Origin of the sequence: Streptomyces hiroshimensis (assembly GCF_014650335.1) — a bacterium.
Lineage (GTDB): Bacteria > Actinomycetota > Actinomycetes > Streptomycetales > Streptomycetaceae > Streptomyces > Streptomyces hiroshimensis.
Genome location: NZ_BMUT01000002.1, coordinates 1 through 17,432 on the forward strand (window position 1 = coordinate 1; position 17,432 = coordinate 17,432).

General features: G+C 71.3%; 14 protein-coding genes. 10 read left to right on the forward strand and 4 right to left on the reverse strand.

Features of this window, described 5'->3' with window-relative positions; translation table 11 throughout:
* Positions 1-215: 215 nt before the first annotated feature.
* Entirely contained in the window at positions 216-1,142 is a 927-nt protein-coding gene (locus tag IE241_RS05360; protein WP_229898820.1) for a DUF7847 domain-containing protein, read from the reverse strand.
* 513 nt (positions 1,143-1,655) lie between these two features.
* Between IE241_RS05360 and mtnA the strand changes: the two genes are divergently transcribed.
* The 7 genes from mtnA (at position 1,656) to IE241_RS05395 (ending at position 10,335) form a co-directional block, all read left to right on the forward strand.
* On the forward strand, positions 1,656-2,810 hold the full coding sequence (mtnA, locus tag IE241_RS05365) for an S-methyl-5-thioribose-1-phosphate isomerase (RefSeq protein WP_190020481.1): 1,155 nt from the start codon (positions 1,656-1,658) through the stop codon (positions 2,808-2,810).
* A gap of 142 nt (positions 2,811-2,952) precedes the next feature.
* Positions 2,953-3,630: a two-component system response regulator MtrA gene (gene mtrA, locus IE241_RS05370; protein ID WP_190020482.1), complete on the forward strand. Its 678-nt coding sequence runs from the start codon at positions 2,953-2,955 to the stop codon at positions 3,628-3,630.
* Position 3,631: 1 nt separating this feature from the next.
* The gene (gene mtrB / locus IE241_RS05375; protein WP_190020483.1) at positions 3,632-5,662 is read left to right on the forward strand and encodes an MtrAB system histidine kinase MtrB; all 2,031 of its coding nucleotides are present in this window, start codon (positions 3,632-3,634) and stop codon (positions 5,660-5,662) included.
* Positions 5,652-7,487 (forward strand): LpqB family beta-propeller domain-containing protein, encoded by a 1,836-nt coding sequence (locus IE241_RS05380; RefSeq protein ID WP_229898822.1) that lies wholly within the window; start codon positions 5,652-5,654, stop codon positions 7,485-7,487. Before mtrB ends, IE241_RS05380 begins: the two co-directional genes overlap by 11 nt.
* An 87-nt stretch (positions 7,488-7,574) precedes the next feature.
* A complete protein-coding gene (locus IE241_RS05385) occupies positions 7,575-8,345 on the forward strand; it encodes a ComF family protein (RefSeq protein WP_190020484.1) in 771 nt (256 codons plus the stop codon).
* Between the two features lie 316 nt (positions 8,346-8,661).
* Positions 8,662-9,351, forward strand: coding sequence for a ribosome hibernation-promoting factor, HPF/YfiA family (gene hpf, locus IE241_RS05390; protein ID WP_373300584.1), 690 nt, complete (start codon positions 8,662-8,664; stop codon positions 9,349-9,351).
* Between the two features lie 243 nt (positions 9,352-9,594).
* Positions 9,595-10,335: a response regulator gene (locus IE241_RS05395; protein ID WP_058044204.1), complete on the forward strand. Its 741-nt coding sequence runs from the start codon at positions 9,595-9,597 to the stop codon at positions 10,333-10,335.
* 17 nt (positions 10,336-10,352) lie between these two features.
* Here IE241_RS05395 and IE241_RS05400 read toward each other — a convergent pair whose 3' ends face one another.
* Together IE241_RS05400 and IE241_RS05405 are read right to left on the reverse strand one after the other, a co-directional pair.
* Positions 10,353-11,582 carry a winged helix-turn-helix domain-containing protein gene (locus tag IE241_RS05400; RefSeq protein ID WP_190020486.1) on the reverse strand — a complete coding sequence of 410 codons (1,230 nt, stop codon included), beginning with the start codon at positions 11,580-11,582 and terminating at the stop codon, positions 10,353-10,355.
* 45 nt (positions 11,583-11,627) lie between these two features.
* Positions 11,628-12,221: a GNAT family N-acetyltransferase gene (locus IE241_RS05405; RefSeq protein ID WP_190020487.1), complete on the reverse strand. Its 594-nt coding sequence runs from the start codon at positions 12,219-12,221 to the stop codon at positions 11,628-11,630.
* 235 nt (positions 12,222-12,456) lie between these two features.
* Here IE241_RS05405 and secA point away from each other — a divergent pair, with 235 nt between their 5' ends.
* Positions 12,457-15,273: a preprotein translocase subunit SecA gene (gene secA / locus IE241_RS05410; protein ID WP_190020488.1), complete on the forward strand. Its 2,817-nt coding sequence runs from the start codon at positions 12,457-12,459 to the stop codon at positions 15,271-15,273.
* 132 nt (positions 15,274-15,405) lie between these two features.
* On the opposite strand, the gene IE241_RS05415 is transcribed toward secA, so the two are convergent.
* Complete coding sequence (locus IE241_RS05415; protein WP_190020489.1) at positions 15,406-15,879, reverse strand: Rv3235 family protein; 474 nt, start codon at positions 15,877-15,879, stop codon at positions 15,406-15,408.
* 302 nt (positions 15,880-16,181) lie between these two features.
* On the opposite strand from IE241_RS05415, the gene IE241_RS05420 reads away from it, so the two are divergent.
* The gene (locus IE241_RS05420) at positions 16,182-16,685 is read left to right on the forward strand and encodes a DUF6912 family protein (protein WP_190020490.1); all 504 of its coding nucleotides are present in this window, start codon (positions 16,182-16,184) and stop codon (positions 16,683-16,685) included.
* A gap of 50 nt (positions 16,686-16,735) precedes the next feature.
* Positions 16,736-17,404: an HAD family hydrolase gene (locus IE241_RS05425; protein ID WP_190020491.1), complete on the forward strand. Its 669-nt coding sequence runs from the start codon at positions 16,736-16,738 to the stop codon at positions 17,402-17,404.
* The last annotated feature ends 28 nt before the right edge of the window (positions 17,405-17,432 follow it).

Sequence of the window (17,432 nt, forward strand, 5' to 3'; positions counted from 1 at the left end):
TTTCAGCGCCGATGGTACTGCATGGGGGACCGTGTGGGAGAGTAGGACGCCGCCGAACAATTTTTAGAGAAAGCCCTGGTGGGAACCTTGAGTTCCTACCAGGGCTTTTTCGCGTTTCCGGACAGTTTTCATAGCCGGAGGCCCTGATGCTGATGTGCTCGGCTGCATCCCTTTAAGGAACGCAGCCGAGCACATCAGCAATCAGCAAAGCCGTGTTATTCGCCCGCCGCCCGTGCGAGCTCGATGTCCAGGGACTCGCGCCGAATGCGCTGGTCCATGTACAGCAGCGCCGTCATACCGGCCGTGACCGGCAAAGTGATCGTGGCGCTGACGACCGCCGCTATACCGATCGAGATCAGTGACGCCCAGTCGGTCGCATCAGCGGTCGACTGCTCGCCGAAACCGTGTACAACGACGTCGAGCACCACAACGATCGCCTGCGCCATAAAGCCGACCAGCAGAGTGATCAGCACGGACATGAGCTGAATTCCGAAGACCCGCCACCAGGCGCCCCGCACCAGCTTCGCCGACCGCCTCATGGCCCCGAGCACGCTCTGCTTCTCCAGCATCAGTGCCGGCGCGGCAAGGCTGTAACGGATCCAGAGCCAGGTCGCGACGACCATGGACGCCAGACCGCCCATGGCCATGAGCGACATTCCCGCCTGCTCGGCTCCGGCCGCTGCCGCCAGCAGACCCCAGACGATACCGACGGCGAACACACCCACCAGGAGCAGCGGCACCAGGATCAGCAGGCCCGTCATACGGGCCAGCTGCGGCCTGGCGCTCCGCCACGCCTCCAGGGTGGTGACCGGGCGGCCCAGGACCGCGCGGCTGACGATCACCGTCAGCAGGGCCGCGGCGGTGATGGAGCCGACCAGGCTGAGCAGCCAGGTCACTCCGAGGCTGCCGAGGCCGTTGCCTATGGCGTCGACCAGTTCCTGCGGAGACTGCGGGGTCTCGCCGCTGAGCGCATCGAGCTCCTGTGTACCGCGCGGCCACAGCCGTTCGATCACCGTCGCCACGGTCTGCGTACCCACGGCCACCGTCAGGGAGATGCCGACGACGGAGCGCCAGTGGAGGCGCATCGTGCGTACCGAGCCCTCCACGATCTCGCCGGCCTGCAGTGGGCGCAGGGGGATCACCCCGGGCTGGGGTGCCTGTGGCGGGCGTGCCCACTGGTTCCAGCCCGCCTGAGGCCCCGTGCCTCCGGATCCTGGGCCTGCAGCGGGACCCTGGCCCGCCGGACCGCTGCCCGCAGGCCCCGTCGGACCCTGCGTGCCTGCCCGGGCGCGTGCGCGTTCGCCGGCCGGTCTGCGCTGCCGGGGCGGGCTCGGGGACGAGGTCGACCAGTCACCCGGGGGCGGCTGGTCCTGCGCCCACTGGGCCCTTTCCTGTTCCTTTTCCTTCTCCTGCCCTTGCGCCGCCTGGGCGCGCTCGTCGGACGGGGAGGATCCGGGCGAGGTCCGGCCCGGAGAGTCAGTCATGTGCGTCTCGCTCCTTCTCGGTGCCCGCCCGTCCGCCGGTGCGGCGGCGAGCGACTTCCGGCAATCGTGTCACGGTGATCCGGGCGGCCCGCGAGCTCATACGGGGCTCGTACGGGGGAGGAATCCCCAGGCGACCTTCAATAGTCGGGGCGTGAGCGGCAGACTGGACGGATGGCTGATCAGTTCGCGGCATCCATGGCGTCCGTCGAGCCCGGCTCCGTTCCTTCGCTCAGATGGGAGGAGCCGCCGGAGGGGCCCGTCCTCGTCGTCCTGGACCAGCGGAGGCTTCCCGCGGAGGAGGTCGAGCTGGTGTGCACGGACGTGCCGGCGCTGGTCGAGGCGGTCCGTACGCTCGCCGTGCGGGGGGCTCCGCTGCTGGGGATCGCCGGGGCGTACGGCGTGGCGCTGGCGGCCGTCCGCGGCTTCGACGTCGTGGAGGCCGCCGAGCTGCTCGCGCACGCGCGCCCCACGGCCGTGAATCTCGCCTACGGGGTGCGGCGGGCCCTGGGCGCGTACGAGAAGGCCCTGGGGGCGGGAGGCGGGCCCGGGCAGGCCGCCGCGGCCACGCTCGCCGAGGCGCGCGCTGTGCACCGTGAGGACGCGGAGGCCAGCGCGCGGATGGCGGCGCACGGGCTGGCCCTGCTGGACGAGCTGGTGCCCGGCGGCGGATTCCGGGTCCTCACGCACTGCAACACCGGGGCGCTGGTCTCCGGAGGCGAGGGCACGGCGCTGGCCGTGGCGAGCGCGGCACACCGTGCGGGGCGGCTGAGGCGCCTGTGGGTGGACGAGACGCGTCCGCTGCTGCAGGGGTCGCGGCTCACCGCGTACGAGGCGGCCCGGGCCGGGATGGCGTACACCCTGCTCACCGACAATGCCGCGGGGTCGCTGTTCGCCGCGGGAGAGGTGGATGCGGTGCTGATCGGTGCGGACCGGATAGCCGCGGACGGCTCCGTGGCGAACAAGGTCGGCAGCTATCCGCTGGCGGTGCTGGCCCGCTATCACCACGTGCCGTTCCTCGTGGTGGCCCCGGTGACCACCGTGGACCTCGGTACGGCGGCAGGTTCGGAGATCGAGGTGGAGCAGCGTTCCGGCCACGAGATCACGGAGTTTACGGTGGTGCCGGCCGGGGCAGGCGCCGAGCCGGGCACCGGTGTGCCGGTGGCTCCGCTGGGGACGCAGGCGTACAACCCTGCGTTCGACGTCACACCACCGGAACTGGTGACCGCGATCGTCACGGAGAACGGTGTGGTCTCGCCGGTGACCCGGGCGGGCCTGGCGGAGCTCTGTGCCAGGTCACAGCAGGGATCCGGGAGTGAGCCGGGCTGATTCACCCGTGTACTGTCCACACCTGGCGGCAGACGAGGTCGGCGTCCCGGGTCAACGGGACACACCGAAGAATGTCACCTGCGCCAGGTGAGCTCCGTCACCCGGCTCTATGGACCGGATGCGAAAATGGGATGATGTCGATATGAAGGGACGCGTCCTTGTCGTCGACGACGACACCGCACTGGCCGAGATGCTCGGCATTGTGCTGCGTGGTGAGGGTTTCGAGCCGTCGTTTGTAGCGGACGGCGACAAGGCACTTGCTGCTTTTCGTGAGGTCAAGCCCGATCTTGTGCTGCTCGATCTGATGCTGCCCGGCCGGGACGGCATCGAGGTCTGCCGGCTCATCCGCGCCGAGTCCGGCGTGCCGATCGTGATGCTGACGGCGAAGAGCGACACGGTTGACGTCGTCGTGGGCCTGGAGTCGGGGGCCGACGACTACATGGTCAAGCCGTTCAAGCCGAAGGAGCTGGTGGCGCGCATCCGCGCCCGCCTGCGCCGCTCGGAGGAGCCCGCGCCGGAGCAGCTGTCGATAGGGGACCTGGTCATCGACGTGGCCGGGCACTCGGTCAAGCGCGACGGGCAGTCGATCGCGCTGACGCCGCTCGAGTTCGACCTGCTGGTGGCCCTCGCCCGCAAGCCGTGGCAGGTCTTCACCCGCGAGGTGCTCCTGGAGCAGGTGTGGGGCTACCGCCACGCGGCCGACACCCGCCTCGTCAATGTGCACGTGCAGCGGCTGCGCTCCAAGGTCGAGAAGGACCCGGAGCGGCCGGAGATCGTGGTGACCGTCCGTGGTGTGGGCTACAAGGCCGGGCCGAGCTGACATGTCGGGCAACGGTGCCGCCCCGGAGCGGGGCGTGGGGCGGCCCGTCGAGACGGCGGGCGGCATACCTCTCTTCCGGCGGCTGTGGCGGGCCGGGCGGATGCTGTCCGACGGCGCGGCCGCGGGGCCGGTCCACCCGGTGCTGAGGCTGTACGTGCGCTGGGTGCGGCGTCCGCTGCTGCCCGCGATGCGCCTGTGGCGGCGCAATATCCAGCTGCGGGTCGTCGCGACCACGCTGCTGATGTCGGTGGGCGTGGTGCTGCTGCTCGGCGTCGTGGTCATCGGGCAGGTTCGCAACGGCCTGCTGGAGGCCAAGCGGCATGCGTCGCTGAGCCAGGCCGAGGGCGGTTTCAAGGCGGCGCGGGACGCCGCCGACACCGCGGGGGACACCCGCGGGCAGGACGCACAGGCCAGTGGCCGCGGTGCGACGGACCCCGGGGCCTGGCTGACGGCCCTGGTGCAGCAGCTCTCCAGCGGCGGGCAGGGCGTCTACCACGTGGTGGCGCTCAGCTCCGGCAGCGGCGATCTCGCGTACGGCGACCTGGCCTACGGCGACATGACGTCCGCCGGGGCGCGCGGCCCGCGGGCCTCCGGTGACATCGACCCCGAGGCCAGCATCCCCGCCGACCTGCGGAAACAGCTGGACACCAAGACCGGTGCGCTGTGGAAGTCGGCGTCGGTCAAGCACAACGCCTCCGACGAGGGCGAGCCGGCGCTGGTCGTCGGCAAGCGGATGTACGACGTCAACGGCAAGGCGTACCAGCTGTACTACCTCTTCCCGTACACCCAGGAGGAGAAGTCGCTGAGCCTGGTCAAGGGCACGCTGGCGACGGCCGGGGTGTTCGTGGTCGTGCTGCTCGGCGCCATCGCCTGGCTCGTGGTGCGGCAGATCGTCACGCCCGTGCGGATGGCCGCGAGCATCTCCGAGCGGCTGGCGGCGGGCGTCCTGCAGGAGCGTATGAAGGTCACCGGCGAGGACGACATCGCCCGTCTCGGTGAGGCCTTCAACAAGATGGCGCAGAACCTCCAGGTCAAGATCCAGCAGCTGGAGCAGCTGTCGCGGATGCAGCGCAGGTTCGTCTCGGACGTCTCGCACGAGCTGCGGACGCCGCTGACGACCGTGCGTATGGCCGCCGAGGTCATCCACGAGGCCCGTGAGGACTTCGATCCGGTCACCGCGCGCTCGGCGGAGCTGCTGTACGGGCAGGTCGACCGCTTCGAGTCGCTGCTGGCCGATCTGCTGGAGATCAGCCGCTTCGACGCGGGGGCCGCGGCCCTGGAGGCCGAGCCGGTCGATCTGCGGGATGTCGTCAACCGTGTGATCGAGGGGGCCCTGCCGCTCGCGGAGCGCAAGGGCAGCAAGCTGCTGGTGCAGGGCGCCGAGCAGCCGGTGGTCGCGGAGGCGGACTCCCGGCGTGTGGAGCGCGTGCTGCGCAACCTCGTCGTCAATGCGGTGGAGCACGGCGAGGGCCGGGATGTGATCGTGCGGCTGGCGGCGGCCGGCGGCGCGGTGGCGGTGGCCGTCCGTGACTACGGCGTGGGCCTCAAGCCCGGCGAGGCCGTCCGGGTGTTCAACCGCTTCTGGCGGGCCGACCCCGCGCGTGCGCGCACCACGGGCGGTACGGGCCTCGGCCTGTCGATCGCCGTGGAGGACGCGCGGCTGCACGGCGGCTGGTTGCAGGCGTGGGGCGAGCCGGGCGGCGGTTCGCAGTTCCGGCTGACGCTGCCGGGCACGGCCGGTGACACCCTGCGCGGATCGCCGATCCCGCTGGAGCCGGAGGATTCCCGGCGCAACCGCGGCCTGAGCGAGGCCGGGGTGCCGATGGCCGTGGCCGGGCGGTCCGGCGGAGTGCCGCCGCAGGGCAGCGGTCTCGCGCCCGTACCGGCGCAGAACAGGAACGTGCCCGCCGTGGATCCGACGGCGCTGCCGGGCAGTGGTGCCCGCGTGGTGGCCCGTCCGGGAGGCCAGGACGGCGGCAAGCCCGTGGCGGGGGCCACGGGGGAACGTGAGGGGCGGGCGCGTGGGCGCTGAACGCAATCGCCGGCGCCGGACCCCGCGGCGGCGGACCGCGGGGTTCGCCGCGCTCGTCTCCGGTGGCGTGCTGCTGGCCGGGTGCGCCTCGATGCCCGACAGCGGTGAGGTGACGGCGGTCGACTCGTCGCAGCGCGCCGACGCGGACTCGCAGGTGCGCGTCTACGGCGTGCCGCCGCACAAGGGCGAGCGGCCGCAGGAGCTGGTGACGGGCTTCCTGGAAGCCACCACCAGTGACGATCCGGACTACGGCACGGCCCGCATGTACCTGGCCAAGGACAAGCAGCGCGGGTGGGAGCCCTCGTGGGGCACGGTCGTGCTGGCGGAGCCGCCGCAGGTGCAGGTGGAGCACAACGGTGACCGGGACCGCGACCGCGACTACACCATCACCCTGACCGGCAAGCAGGTCGCCAGGATCGACGCCAAGCACGCCTACAAGCCGGAAGAGAGCGCGTTCAAGGCGCAGATCCACGTCGCGCGCGAGGGCGGCGAGTGGCGCATCGATGACCTGCCGCCCGGGCTGGTGCTCGGCCTCGCCGACTTCCAGCGGATCTACCGGTCCGTCAACAAGTACTACTTCGCGGAGCTGGGCACGGCGGGCTCGGGCAAGGGCAAGAGCGTGCTCGTCGCCGACCCCGTCTACCTGCGCAAGCGCATAGACCCCGTGACGTCCACGGTCAACGCGCTGCTGGACGGGCCGACCAACTGGCTGGACCCGGTGGCCGCGACGGCGTTCCCGACCGGCACGAAGGTCGTGGACCGGCGGCTGTCCGTGGACGACTCCAACGCCCTCAAAATCCGGCTGAACGGGAAGGGCGCGGGCACCAATCAGGGGCAGTGCGAGCGCATGGCCGCGCAGCTCCTGTACACCGTCCAGGACCAGTCGGCGAAGGTCGGCCAGGTGGTGCTGCAGCGGGAGAACGGCTCGCAGCTGTGCTCGCTGGGCCGGGAGGCGGCGCGGCAGTACGCGCCCGACCAGGCCGCCGGCCGCGGCGCGGACCAGCAGTACTTCGTCGACGCCCAGCACCGGATGGTGAGCCTGGCCGACGGCGACGAGGAGGCGCGGCGGGTGCCGGGGCCGCTCGGCGACGGCGCCGTGCAGCTGCGGTCGGTGGGCGTGGACCGCAGCGAGCACCGCGCCGCGGGCGTGGCCGCAGGCGGCCAGGCGCTGTACGTCACCGATCTGGAGACGGGCGCGGCGCTGGGCGAGCCCCGGGTGACGGCGCGCGGTGGGGCGAAGGCCGGACTGACCGCCCCGAGCTGGGACGGTCTCAATGACCTGTGGGTGGCCGACCAGGATCCGGAGCGGCCGCGGCTGCTGCGGCTGCCCGGCGGCAAGGGCAGCCCGGAGGAGGTCCAGGTGCCCCGGCTGGACGGGCGCATCACCGGCCTCCGGGTGGCGGCCGACGGTGTGCGGATCGCGCTGCTGGTGACCAAGGACGACCGTACGAGCCTGAAGCTCGGGCGGGTCGAACGGCACGCGGACGCGGGGCGGCTGAGCCTGTCGGTGCAGGAACTGCGTTCGGTGGCGCCACGGTTGGAGCAGGTCGACGCGGTGTCGTGGGCCGGCGGGAGCCGCCTGCTGGTCGCGGGGAACGAACAGGGCGGGCTGCAGCAGCTGCAGTACATCGATACGGACGGCTCGCTGTCGAACACCTCCGCGCTGCCCGGAATCACGGGCGTGCGGGGCGTCGCGGCCTCGGAGAGCACGGCGAAGGCACCGGCGCTGGTGGCCGAGCGGGACGGCGGGATCGTACGCCTGCTGCCGGACAGCAACTGGAAGCTGGTGACCAAGGAAGGCTCCGCGCCCGTCTACCCGGGCTAGCCGCCGCCGGCCGCCGCGCGCCGGTCACGCGGCGCAGGGTTTTCCACAGGGGTGGCGGGGCGCCGCGCCCGGCGGGACAGTGGATCTGTGCCGGGGTGGTGGCAGGAGATCGCGGGCCTGGTGCTGCCGGGCGAGTGCGCGGGGTGCGGGCGGCCGCGGTCCGTGCTGTGCGAGACGTGCCGGGTGGCGCTGGGCGGAGGCGCGGTGCCCGGAGCGGGTGCGGTGTGGCGCGTCAGGCCGGATCCTGCGCCGCCCGGGCTGCCGCCGGTCCACGCCGCTGCGCGGTATGAGGGCCCGGTGCGCTCGGCGCTGCTCGCGCACAAGGAGCGCGGGGCGCTGGGGCTGGCGGGGCCGCTGGGGGCTGCTCTGGCGGGTGCGGTGCGCTCGGTGGCCGGTTGTCCGGGGGGTGGCGGGTGGGGCGGGGGAGGGGCCCTGGAAGCCGGTGAAAGGCCCTTGCTGCTCGTTCCCGTCCCCTCCGCCCGCCGTGCCGTCGCCGCCCGGGGTCACGATGCCGGCCGGCGCCTGGCTCTCGCCGCGGCGCGTGCCCTCCGGGCCGCGGGTGTGCCGGCCCGGGTGGCGGCCGTGCTGCGCCAGTGCAGGCCCGTCGCCGACCAGGCCGGACTGGGCGCCCGGGAGCGCAGGGCGAATGTGGCCGGTGCACTGGGGGTACGTATGGGAGGGGAGGGGCTGTTGTTGCGCGAAGGGCCGGTGGTGCTGGTAGACGACCTGATGACCACGGGGGCGTCGCTCGCCGAGGCGGCCCGTGCCGTCTCCCTCGCGGGCGGGAGAGCTCTGGGGGCCGCCGTCGTGGCCGCGTCCGGAGTTCCCCCGTGCGAGGCCGAAAAGAACCGGAACTGAGGGGCAACCTCATTCGTTGCTGATGGTAACGGCAAGGAAACACCTGAATGGAGGTACGTCCCGGTAGGGGCTACCGACAGGCGTCCGAGCGAGATATGTTCGGTTGTGAGGAATGGCAGGGGCTATGCCTCGCATTTCCGAATGGCGCGCTTTGCTCGCTTTCACGGAAGCTTGAAGTCGATGGGGTGCAGACCTTGCCGATGGGGGAGGAGGAGGTGAAAACCGCCAAGTCGGTGGCTCCGGGTATCCCCGGGGTCTGATGCAAGAGGGATGCGCTCCGCACCTTCGGCGGGGCGATCCGGGAACGGAGTTCTGCGTGGACATCGTCGTCAAAGGCCGCAAGACCGAGGTGCCCGAGCGCTTTCGCAAGCACGTGGCCGAGAAGCTGAAGCTGGACAAGATCCAGAAGCTCGACGGCAAGGTGATCAGCCTCGACGTCGAGGTGTCCAAGGAGCCCAACCCCAGGCAGGCCGACCGCTCCGACCGGGTGGAGATCACGGTGCGTTCCCGTGGACCGGTGATCCGGGCGGAGGCCGCTGCAACCGATCCGTATGTCGCACTGGACCTGGCCACCAGCAAGCTCGAAGCACGACTGCGCAAGCAGAACGACAAGCGCCACACCCGGCGGGGCAACGGCCGTATCCCCGCGAGCGATGTCGCGGCGACCGTCATCGGCGCCGCGGAGCTCACCGACAGCGGTGAACTCGCCGTCGACCACGCGGCGGAAGGCGTGCCGGTCACCCGCATGGGATCCCTGGAGATCCAGGGCGAAGGCCCCCTGGTGGTCCGCGAGAAGACCCACGCCGCAGCGCCCATGACCCTCGACCAGGCGCTCTACGAAATGGAGTTGGTCGGGCACGACTTCTACCTGTTCGTCGACTCCGACAGCAAACAACCCAGTGTCGTCTACCGGCGGCACGCCTACGACTACGGCGTCATCCACCTCAATGCCGACCCGCTCTTCGAAGGAGAGCCCGGTGGTGCGGGCGGCGAGCTGGGCGGCTGAGCCGGGAGGCCCAGGCCTCCCGCGGCATCTGCCGTAACCGTCGATCCGGTGCCCTCGGGGCGCGCCCCCCGCGCCCCCGGGGCGCCGGCGTGCGACGACGGAAGCAGCGTCCGGCCCCCCGGCATGAAATCATGGCCCGGCGGCCAACCACCGGCGCCGGGGAACCGGTTGGGCGGCGCAGCACGCAGCACAGTGCAACCGCGAGGGGCTCTGGGCCTTCAGGGGTCTTCAGGGGGAGGAACAATGGCGGACAGGTTCGGGCCCGTACTCGAGCCCGGCGAGGACGACGACGAGGCCTGCACAGGCAGGGGCGCGGCGCGCGAGGAGCCCATCCGGGTCCTGGTCGTGGACGACCACGCGCTCTTCCGCCGGGGCCTGGAGATCGTCCTTGCGCAGGAGGAGGACATCCAGGTCGTAGGGGAGGCCGGGGACGGCGCGGAGGCCGTGGACAAGGCCGCGGATCTGCTGCCCGACATCGTGCTGATGGACGTCCGCATGCCCAAGCGCGGCGGCATCGAGGCGTGCACCTCCATCAAGGAGGTGGCCCCCAGCGCGAAGATCATCATGCTGACGATCAGCGATGAGGAAGCCGACCTCTACGACGCCATCAAGGCCGGGGCGACCGGCTATCTCCTCAAGGAGATCTCCACCGACGAAGTGGCGACCGCGATCCGGGCCGTCGCCGACGGGCAGTCGCAGATCAGCCCGTCGATGGCGTCCAAGCTGCTCACCGAGTTCAAGTCGATGATCCAGCGCACGGACGAGCGCCGGCTGGTGCCGGCCCCCCGGCTGACCGACCGCGAGCTGGAGGTCCTCAAGCTCGTCGCCACGGGGATGAACAACCGCGATATCGCCAAGGAGTTGTTCATCTCCGAGAACACCGTCAAGAACCACGTGCGCAACATCCTGGAGAAGCTGCAGCTGCACTCCAGGATGGAGGCGGTGGTGTACGCGATGCGCGAGAAGATCCTGGAAATCCGTTAGCCGGGGGCATGCCGGGCCTATTCCAGGGCGGTGATCAGCGCTGCGGCCAGCTTCGCGTCGTCGCAGCGCTCGATCCGGACGGCATTGCAGCCCACCCACTCCGCGGCTTCCCGGAGCGCCTGGGCCATGGGAGCCACGGCCTTGGGCCCGTCGAGGGAGACCTGGCGGGCCACCAGCGTGCTGCCGTCGCGCGCCGGGTCGACGCGGCCGAGCAGCCGGCCGCCCGCCAGCAGCGGCATCGCGAAATAGCCGTGTATGCGCTTGTCCTTCGGGACGTACGCCTCCAGGCGGTGGGTGAAGCCGAAGATCCGCTCCGTGCGGGGGCGGTCCCAGACCAGTGAGTCGAACGGCGACAGCAGCGTCGTACGGTGCCGGCCGCGCGGCTGTTCGGCCAGGGCCGCGGGGTCGGCCCACGCGGGCTTCGACCAGCCCGCCACCTCGACGGGCACCAGGCCGGTCTCGTCGATGACGGTGTCCACCTGCTCGCCCTTGAGGCGGTGGTAGTCCGCGAGGTCCGCCCGGGTGGCCACGCCCATCGCGGCACCGGCCTGCGCCACCAGGCGCCGTATGCACGCGGCGTCGTCCAGATCGTCGTGGAAGAGGGCATCGGGCACGGCGCGCTCCGCCAGGTCGTACACGCGCTTCCAGCCGCGCCTGCGGGTGCACACCACCTCGCCGGTGTCCAGCAGCCACTCGACCGCGATCTTCGTCTCGGACCAGTCGTACCACTCCCCGCCGTTCTTCGCGCCGCCCAGCTCCGTGGCCGTCAGGGGGCCTTCGGCCTTGAGGCGGTCGCGGACCGCCGCGCACGAGCGCTCGGCGTCCTCCATGATGTGCCAGCGGTGGCCGCGGGCCTGGAAGGCCCGGCGGCGGAAGGCGAACAGCGGCCATTCCTCGACGGGCAGGATGCACGCCGCATGCGACCAGTACTCGAAAGCGTGGTCCCCCGACCAGTAGGCCGCCTCGACCGTGCCCCGGCCGACCGCGCCCAGCCGGGCGTACGGCACCAGCTCGTGCGAGCGGGCCAGCACCGAGATCGTGTCGAGCTGGACGGCCCCCAGCCGCCGCAACACGCCGCGCGTGCCCGCCCGCCGGTCCGGCGCGCCCAGCAGGCCCTGGGCGCGCAGCGCCAGCCGGCGCGCGTCATCGGCGGACAGGCGGTGCTCGGGCCCCCGGACTCCCGGCTTGAGAGCTTCGGGCTTGCGGGCTTCCGGCTTACGGGCCTTGGCGGAGGCGGCAGTTGTCATGCCGATCACCTTAGGCGGGGGCACTGACAACGACCCCGGATCCGGTCAGCCGCGCTCGGGAAACGGCAGGTAGGGGGTGGTGGTCGGCAGGTCCAGGTCCGAGGGGAGCAGGGAACCGGTCCACGCGTCGCGGCGCGTGCCCGCGTACACGATCTTCGACCGCATGACGCCCTCCATCCGGAATCCGACCTTCAGGGCCACCGCGCGCGAGCCCTCGTTGCCGGCCTCCGCGTACCACTCCATGCGCTCGACGCCGAGGGTCCCGAAGGCCCAGCGGACGACCGCGCCGGCCGCCTCCGCGGTGTACCCGCGGCCGCGCTGCTCCTTGGCGGTCCAGTAGCCGAGCTCGGCCTGGCGCTCGGGGGAGCGCAGCTGCGCGAGCCGCACCAGGCACATCGAACCGACGAGCCGGCCGTCCTCCCGGGTGAAGACGCCCCAGGTGTAGAGGGAGTCGTTGTGCCAGCCGGACGGGCACGTCTCCCCGATGAAGGTGCGGGCGTCCTCGGGCGTGTACGGAGAGGGCACGCTCGTGTACCGCGGGATGTCCGGGTCCTGGCAGGCCGCGACCACGCCGTCCGCGTCGGAGAGGGCGAAAGGACGCAGCAGCAGGCGCTCGGTCGTGAGCTCTATGGGGTCCATGGCCGGAGTGTAAAGACCCGCAGCCCGGCACCTTCGGGATTATTCGCTCGTTCCTTATCCGGGTGACACCGCGGGTGACACCCGGCCTCGGTGATGACGGACCTCCCGGCGCGGCGGGGTCCTCGCTTACGATGGCCGTTGCGGCGGGGACTGTCCCGTCGTGCCCGCGTACCCGCCCCCTGCCCACGGCGGGGGAGAACCGGTGCCAGGCCCGACCGGCAAGGAGCTAGCCTACGTGTCCGTCTTCGGCAAGATCATGCGTGCAGGAGAAGGCAAGATCCTGCGCAAGCTGCACCGCATCGCGGACCAGGTCAATTCCATCGAAGAGGACTTCCTCAACCTCTCCGACGCCGAGCTGCGCGCCCTGACCGACGAGTACAAGCAGCGCTACGCCGACGGGGAGAGCCTGGACGACCTGCTCCCCGAGGCCTTCGCGACCGTCCGTGAGGGTGCCAAGCGCGTCCTCGGCCAGCGTCACTACGACGTCCAGCTGATGGGCGGCGCCGCCCTGCACCTGGGGTACGTGGCGGAGATGAAGACCGGTGAGGGCAAGACCCTCGTCGGCACGCTCCCCGCGTATCTGAACGCCCTGTCGGGCAAGGGTGTCCACCTCATCACGGTCAACGACTACCTGGCCGAGCGCGACTCCGAGCTGATGGGCCGGGTGCACAAGTTCCTCGGCCTGTCGGTCGGCTGCATCCTGGCGAACATGACGCCGGCGCAGCGCCGCGAGCAGTACAGCTGCGACATCACGTACGGCACGAACAACGAGTTCGGCTTCGACTACCTGCGCGACAACATGGCGTGGTCGAAGGACGAGCTGGTCCAGCGCGGGCACAACTTCGCCGTGGTCGACGAGGTCGACTCGATCCTGGTCGACGAGGCCCGTACGCCGCTGATCATCTCCGGCCCGGCCGACCAGGCCACCAAGTGGTACGGCGACTTCGCCAAGCTGGTCACGCGCCTGAAGAAGGGCGAGCCGGCCAACCCCCAGAAGGGCGTCGAGGAGACCGGCGACTACGAGGTCGACGAGAAGAAGCGCACGGTCGCCATCCACGAGGCCGGCGTCGCCAAGGTCGAGGACTGGCTGGGCATCGACAACCTCTACGAGTCGGTCAACACCCCGCTGGTGGGCTACCTCAACAACGCCATCAAGGCGAAGGAGCTCTTCAAGCGGGACAAGGACTACGTCGTCATGGACGGCGAAGTCATGATCGTCGACGAGCACACCGGCCGTATCCTCGCGGGCCGCCGCTACAACGAGGGCATGCACCAGGCCATCGAGGCGAAGGAAGGGGTGGAGATCAAGGACGAGAACCAGACCCTCGCCACGATCACCCTCCAGAACTTCTTCCGCCTCTACAGCAAGCTGTCCGGCATGACCGGTACGGCCATGACCGAGGCCGCCGAGTTCCACCAGATCTACAAGCTCGGCGTGGTGCCGATCCCGACCAACCGGCCGATGGTCCGCATGGACCAGTCCGACCTCATCTACCGCACTGAGGTCGCCAAGTTCGACGCCGTGGTGAAGGACATCGCCGAGAAGCACGAGAAGGGGCAGCCGATCCTGGTCGGCACCACTTCCGTGGAGAAGTCGGAGTATCTCTCCCAGCAGCTCGCCAAGCGCGGCATCCAGCACGAGGTGCTCAACGCCAAGCACCACGAGCGCGAGGCCTCGATCGTCGCGCAGGCCGGCCGCAGGGGCGCCGTCACCGTCGCCACGAACATGGCCGGCCGTGGCACGGACATCAAGCTCGGCGGCAATCCGGACGACCTCGCCGAGGCGGAGCTGCGCCAGAGGGGTCTCGACCCCGTGGAGCACGTCGAGGAGTGGGCGGCCGCGCTGCCCGGTGCCCTGGAGCGTGCCGAGGCCGCGGTCAAGGCCGAGTTCGAGGAGGTCAAGGACCTCGGCGGGCTCTACGTGCTCGGCACGGAGCGCCATGAGTCGCGCCGTATCGACAATCAGCTGCGCGGTCGTTCCGGCCGTCAGGGCGACCCCGGCGAGTCCCGCTTCTACCTGTCCCTGGGCGATGACCTGATGCGCCTGTTCAAGGCTCAGATGGTCGAGCGCGTCATGGCCATGGCCAACGTTCCCGACGACGTGCCGATCGAGAACAAGATGGTCACCCGTGCCATCGCCTCGGCGCAGTCCCAGGTCGAGCAGCAGAACTTCGAGACGCGTAAGAACGTCCTGAAGTACGACGAGGTGCTCAACCGCCAGCGCGAGGTCATCTACGGCGAGCGCCGCCGCGTCCTGGAGGGCGAGAACCTCCAGGAGCAGGTCCAGCACTTCATGGACGACACCATCGACGACTACATCCGCCAGGAGACCGTCGAGGGCTTCGCCGAGGAGTGGGACCTGGAGCGGCTGTGGGGCGCCTTCAAGCAGCTCTACCCCGTGAAGGTCACCATCGAGGAGCTGGAGGAGGCGGCGGGCGACCGCGCGGGCATCACGGCCGAGTTCATCGCCGAGTCCGTCAAGGACGACATCCACGAGCAGTACGCGGCGCGCGAGGAGCAGCTGGGCTCCGACATCATGCGCGAGCTGGAGCGCCGCGTGGTGCTCTCGGTGCTGGACCGCAAGTGGCGTGAGCACCTCTACGAGATGGACTACCTCCAGGAGGGCATCGGCCTGCGCGCCATGGCCCAGAAGGACCCGCTGGTGGAGTACCAGCGCGAGGGCTTCGACATGTTCCAGGCCATGATGGAGGGCATCAAGGAGGAGTCCGTCGGCTACCTGTTCAACCTGGAGGTCCAGGTCGACCAGCAGCTGGAGGAGGTCCCGGTCGAGGAGGCCGCGCCGTCCCTGGACAAGGCCCAGGACACCATCCCCGCGGCCCGTCCCGAGATCCGGGCGAAGGGTCTCGCGCAGCCGCAGCGGCCGGACCGGCTGCACTTCTCGGCCCCGACGGTCGACGGTGCGGGCGGCACGATCGAGACCGACTACGCCAGCGACGACACCGGCGAGTTCCGCTCGGCGGCGGACGGCATGACCCGCGCCGAGCGCCGCAAGGCGCAGAAGAACAGCGGCGGGCGTCGCCGCAAGAAGTAGGCCTGGGCGGTTCGCCGGGTGTGATCCTTTGGGCGTGAGCCCTCGGGCATGAGCCTTGCGGCGTGAGCCTTCGGGCATGAGGCGGGGCGGGACTCCTGGGTGATCCAGGCGCCCCGCCCCGCCTCACGTATGTCAGCGGCGGGTCCCGCCGCCGAGCTCCACGGCCGAGCACCGCCAGCGCTGGTCGGTGCAGTGCTCCAGGCGGAAGGCGAGGGCGAGCAGCCGGTCCCCGGACGCGATGCGGGCGAAGGCCTCGATGACGCCCGGGGAGGGCCGGAACTCGTCGCAGTGCCTGACGGCGGGGCTGCGGCCGGGCGGGGCGGGCAGCAGGGGAGCGTAGGGCGCCAGGGCGGCCAGCTGGTCGTACGCGGCGCCCAGGGTGTGGCCGAGCATCCAGTGGACCGGGCGCTGGCCGCTGAGGGTGAGCAGGAGCCGTTCGGCGAACCAGTAGCGCGGCAGGCGCTCGCGCTCCCGGCGGCGTGCGGCCGGGTCCGGGGCGGCCGGGCGGCGGGAGTCCGTGCGCCGTGCGGGTGCGGTCCGGGCGGCGGGCCTGCCGGTGCGTGCGGCCGTCCTGCCGCCGGTGGTCCTGTTCGTGCCGGTCCTCATGCTGGCCGCCCCCTCGCGGTGCCGGGCCCGGCGGGATTACCGGGCAGTAGCTTCCGTCGGGTGATCTTCTATCGGGGGCGCCGGAGGGCGGCAAGGACGGCGGACGGGGCTGCGCCGCCTGCCGGTGATTCACCTATTCGGGGGACCCCGGGGTGGTGCGGGGCAGCCGGGCGCCACACGCTGCGACACAGGGGGCCGAGGAGCCGCCCGCAGGCGGCTCACCTGCACTTCGAAGGGGTACCCACGCCCGTATGCTGGCCTCGCAACCGAAACGTCCCCAGGATCGAAGGAAAGCGGCGGTCATGCGCGTCTACGTCCCCTTGACCCTCCCCGGTCTCGCCGAGGCGCACAAGGCGGGAGTGCTGGGCCCGGCCCCGCTGGACGCCTTCGCCGTGACCCCGGCCCTGCGCGAGTGGTACCGCTCCGACGACGTCGAGGAGCTGGAGTACGCCGCCCTGGGGCGCGCCGCCCAGGGTTCCCTGCGCCTGCTCGCCGCCGACCCCGAGGCGCCGCGCCGCCGCGTGGTCGTCGCCGTCGACGTGCCCGAGGCCGCCGTGGCCGCCGACCCCGAGCGTGGGCTGGACCAGTCCGCCTACGGCGAGGTGCGGCTCTCGGAGACGGTGCGGCTGGCGAAGGCCGCGGCCGTGCACCTCGACTCCGGGGACGCCGAGGAGGACGTCGCGGCGGCCGCCGCGGCGCTGGGCGCCGCCGACCGCGGTGACGACGACGCGCAGTTCACGGTCGACGGCGCCGAGGACCACGAGCTGATGTGGTTCGGCGTGCAGGAGATCCCCAACCTGATCTAGGACCGCCGCCCGGGACCGCTGTTGTCACAGCCTCCCCGTACAGTTTTCGCATGGGGAAGCACGCGGCCCACATTGTGTGGGACTGGAACGGCACGCTCTTTCACGACGTCGACGCGGTGATGGCGGCGACCAACGCCGCCTTCGCGGAGATCGGCCTGGAGCCGATCACCCTGGAGCGCTACCGCGCGCTGTACTGCGTCCCCATCCCGCGGTTCTACGAGCGGCTGATGGGCCGCCTCCCCACCGAGGCCGAGTGGGAGCACATGGACGGCGCCTTCCAGCGGCACTACCACGACCACCACCTGCGCTGCGGCCTCGCGGAGGGCGCCGAGAAGCTGCTGGAGCGCTGGCAGGAGACCGGCGGCACCCAGTCGATCATGTCGATGTACGGGCACGAGGCCCTGCTGCCGCTCGTGCGCACCTTCGGCATCGAACGGAGGTTCGTCCGGGTCGAGGGGCGGACGGGCCCCTCCGGCGGCAGCAAGGCCGAGCACATGGCCCGCCACGTCGCCGGCCTGGCGGGCGAGGGCATACCCCCGGCGCGCACGGTCGTCATCGGCGACGCGCTCGACGACGCCGTGGCGGCGGCCCACGTGGGCGCGCACGCGGTGCTGTACACGGGAGGCTCGCACGACCGGGCCGGGCTTGTAGGGGCCGGGGTGCCCGTCGTGGACACGCTGGTGGAGGCCGTTGCGGAGGCGGAGCGTCTCGTCGGCTGACCGCGCTGTCCATATCGTCAAAGATGGG

Excerpts from the sequence above, each read along its gene's own strand:
- mtnA (WP_190020481.1), top strand. The coding sequence starts at position 1,656 with ATGGCTGATCAGTTCGCGGCATCCATGGCGTCCGTCGAGCCCGGCTCC.
- mtrA (WP_190020482.1), top strand. The coding sequence starts at position 2,953 with ATGAAGGGACGCGTCCTTGTCGTCGACGACGACACCGCACTGGCCGAG.
- mtrB (WP_190020483.1), top strand. The coding sequence starts at position 3,632 with ATGTCGGGCAACGGTGCCGCCCCGGAGCGGGGCGTGGGGCGGCCCGTC.
- IE241_RS05395 (WP_058044204.1), top strand. The coding sequence starts at position 9,595 with ATGGCGGACAGGTTCGGGCCCGTACTCGAGCCCGGCGAGGACGACGAC.
- IE241_RS05400 (WP_190020486.1), bottom strand. The coding sequence starts at position 11,582 with ATGACAACTGCCGCCTCCGCCAAGGCCCGTAAGCCGGAAGCCCGCAAG.
- IE241_RS05405 (WP_190020487.1), bottom strand. The coding sequence starts at position 12,221 with ATGGACCCCATAGAGCTCACGACCGAGCGCCTGCTGCTGCGTCCTTTC.
- IE241_RS05415 (WP_190020489.1), bottom strand. The coding sequence starts at position 15,879 with ATGAGGACCGGCACGAACAGGACCACCGGCGGCAGGACGGCCGCACGC.
- IE241_RS05420 (WP_190020490.1), top strand. The coding sequence starts at position 16,182 with ATGCGCGTCTACGTCCCCTTGACCCTCCCCGGTCTCGCCGAGGCGCAC.
- IE241_RS05425 (WP_190020491.1), top strand. The coding sequence starts at position 16,736 with ATGGGGAAGCACGCGGCCCACATTGTGTGGGACTGGAACGGCACGCTC.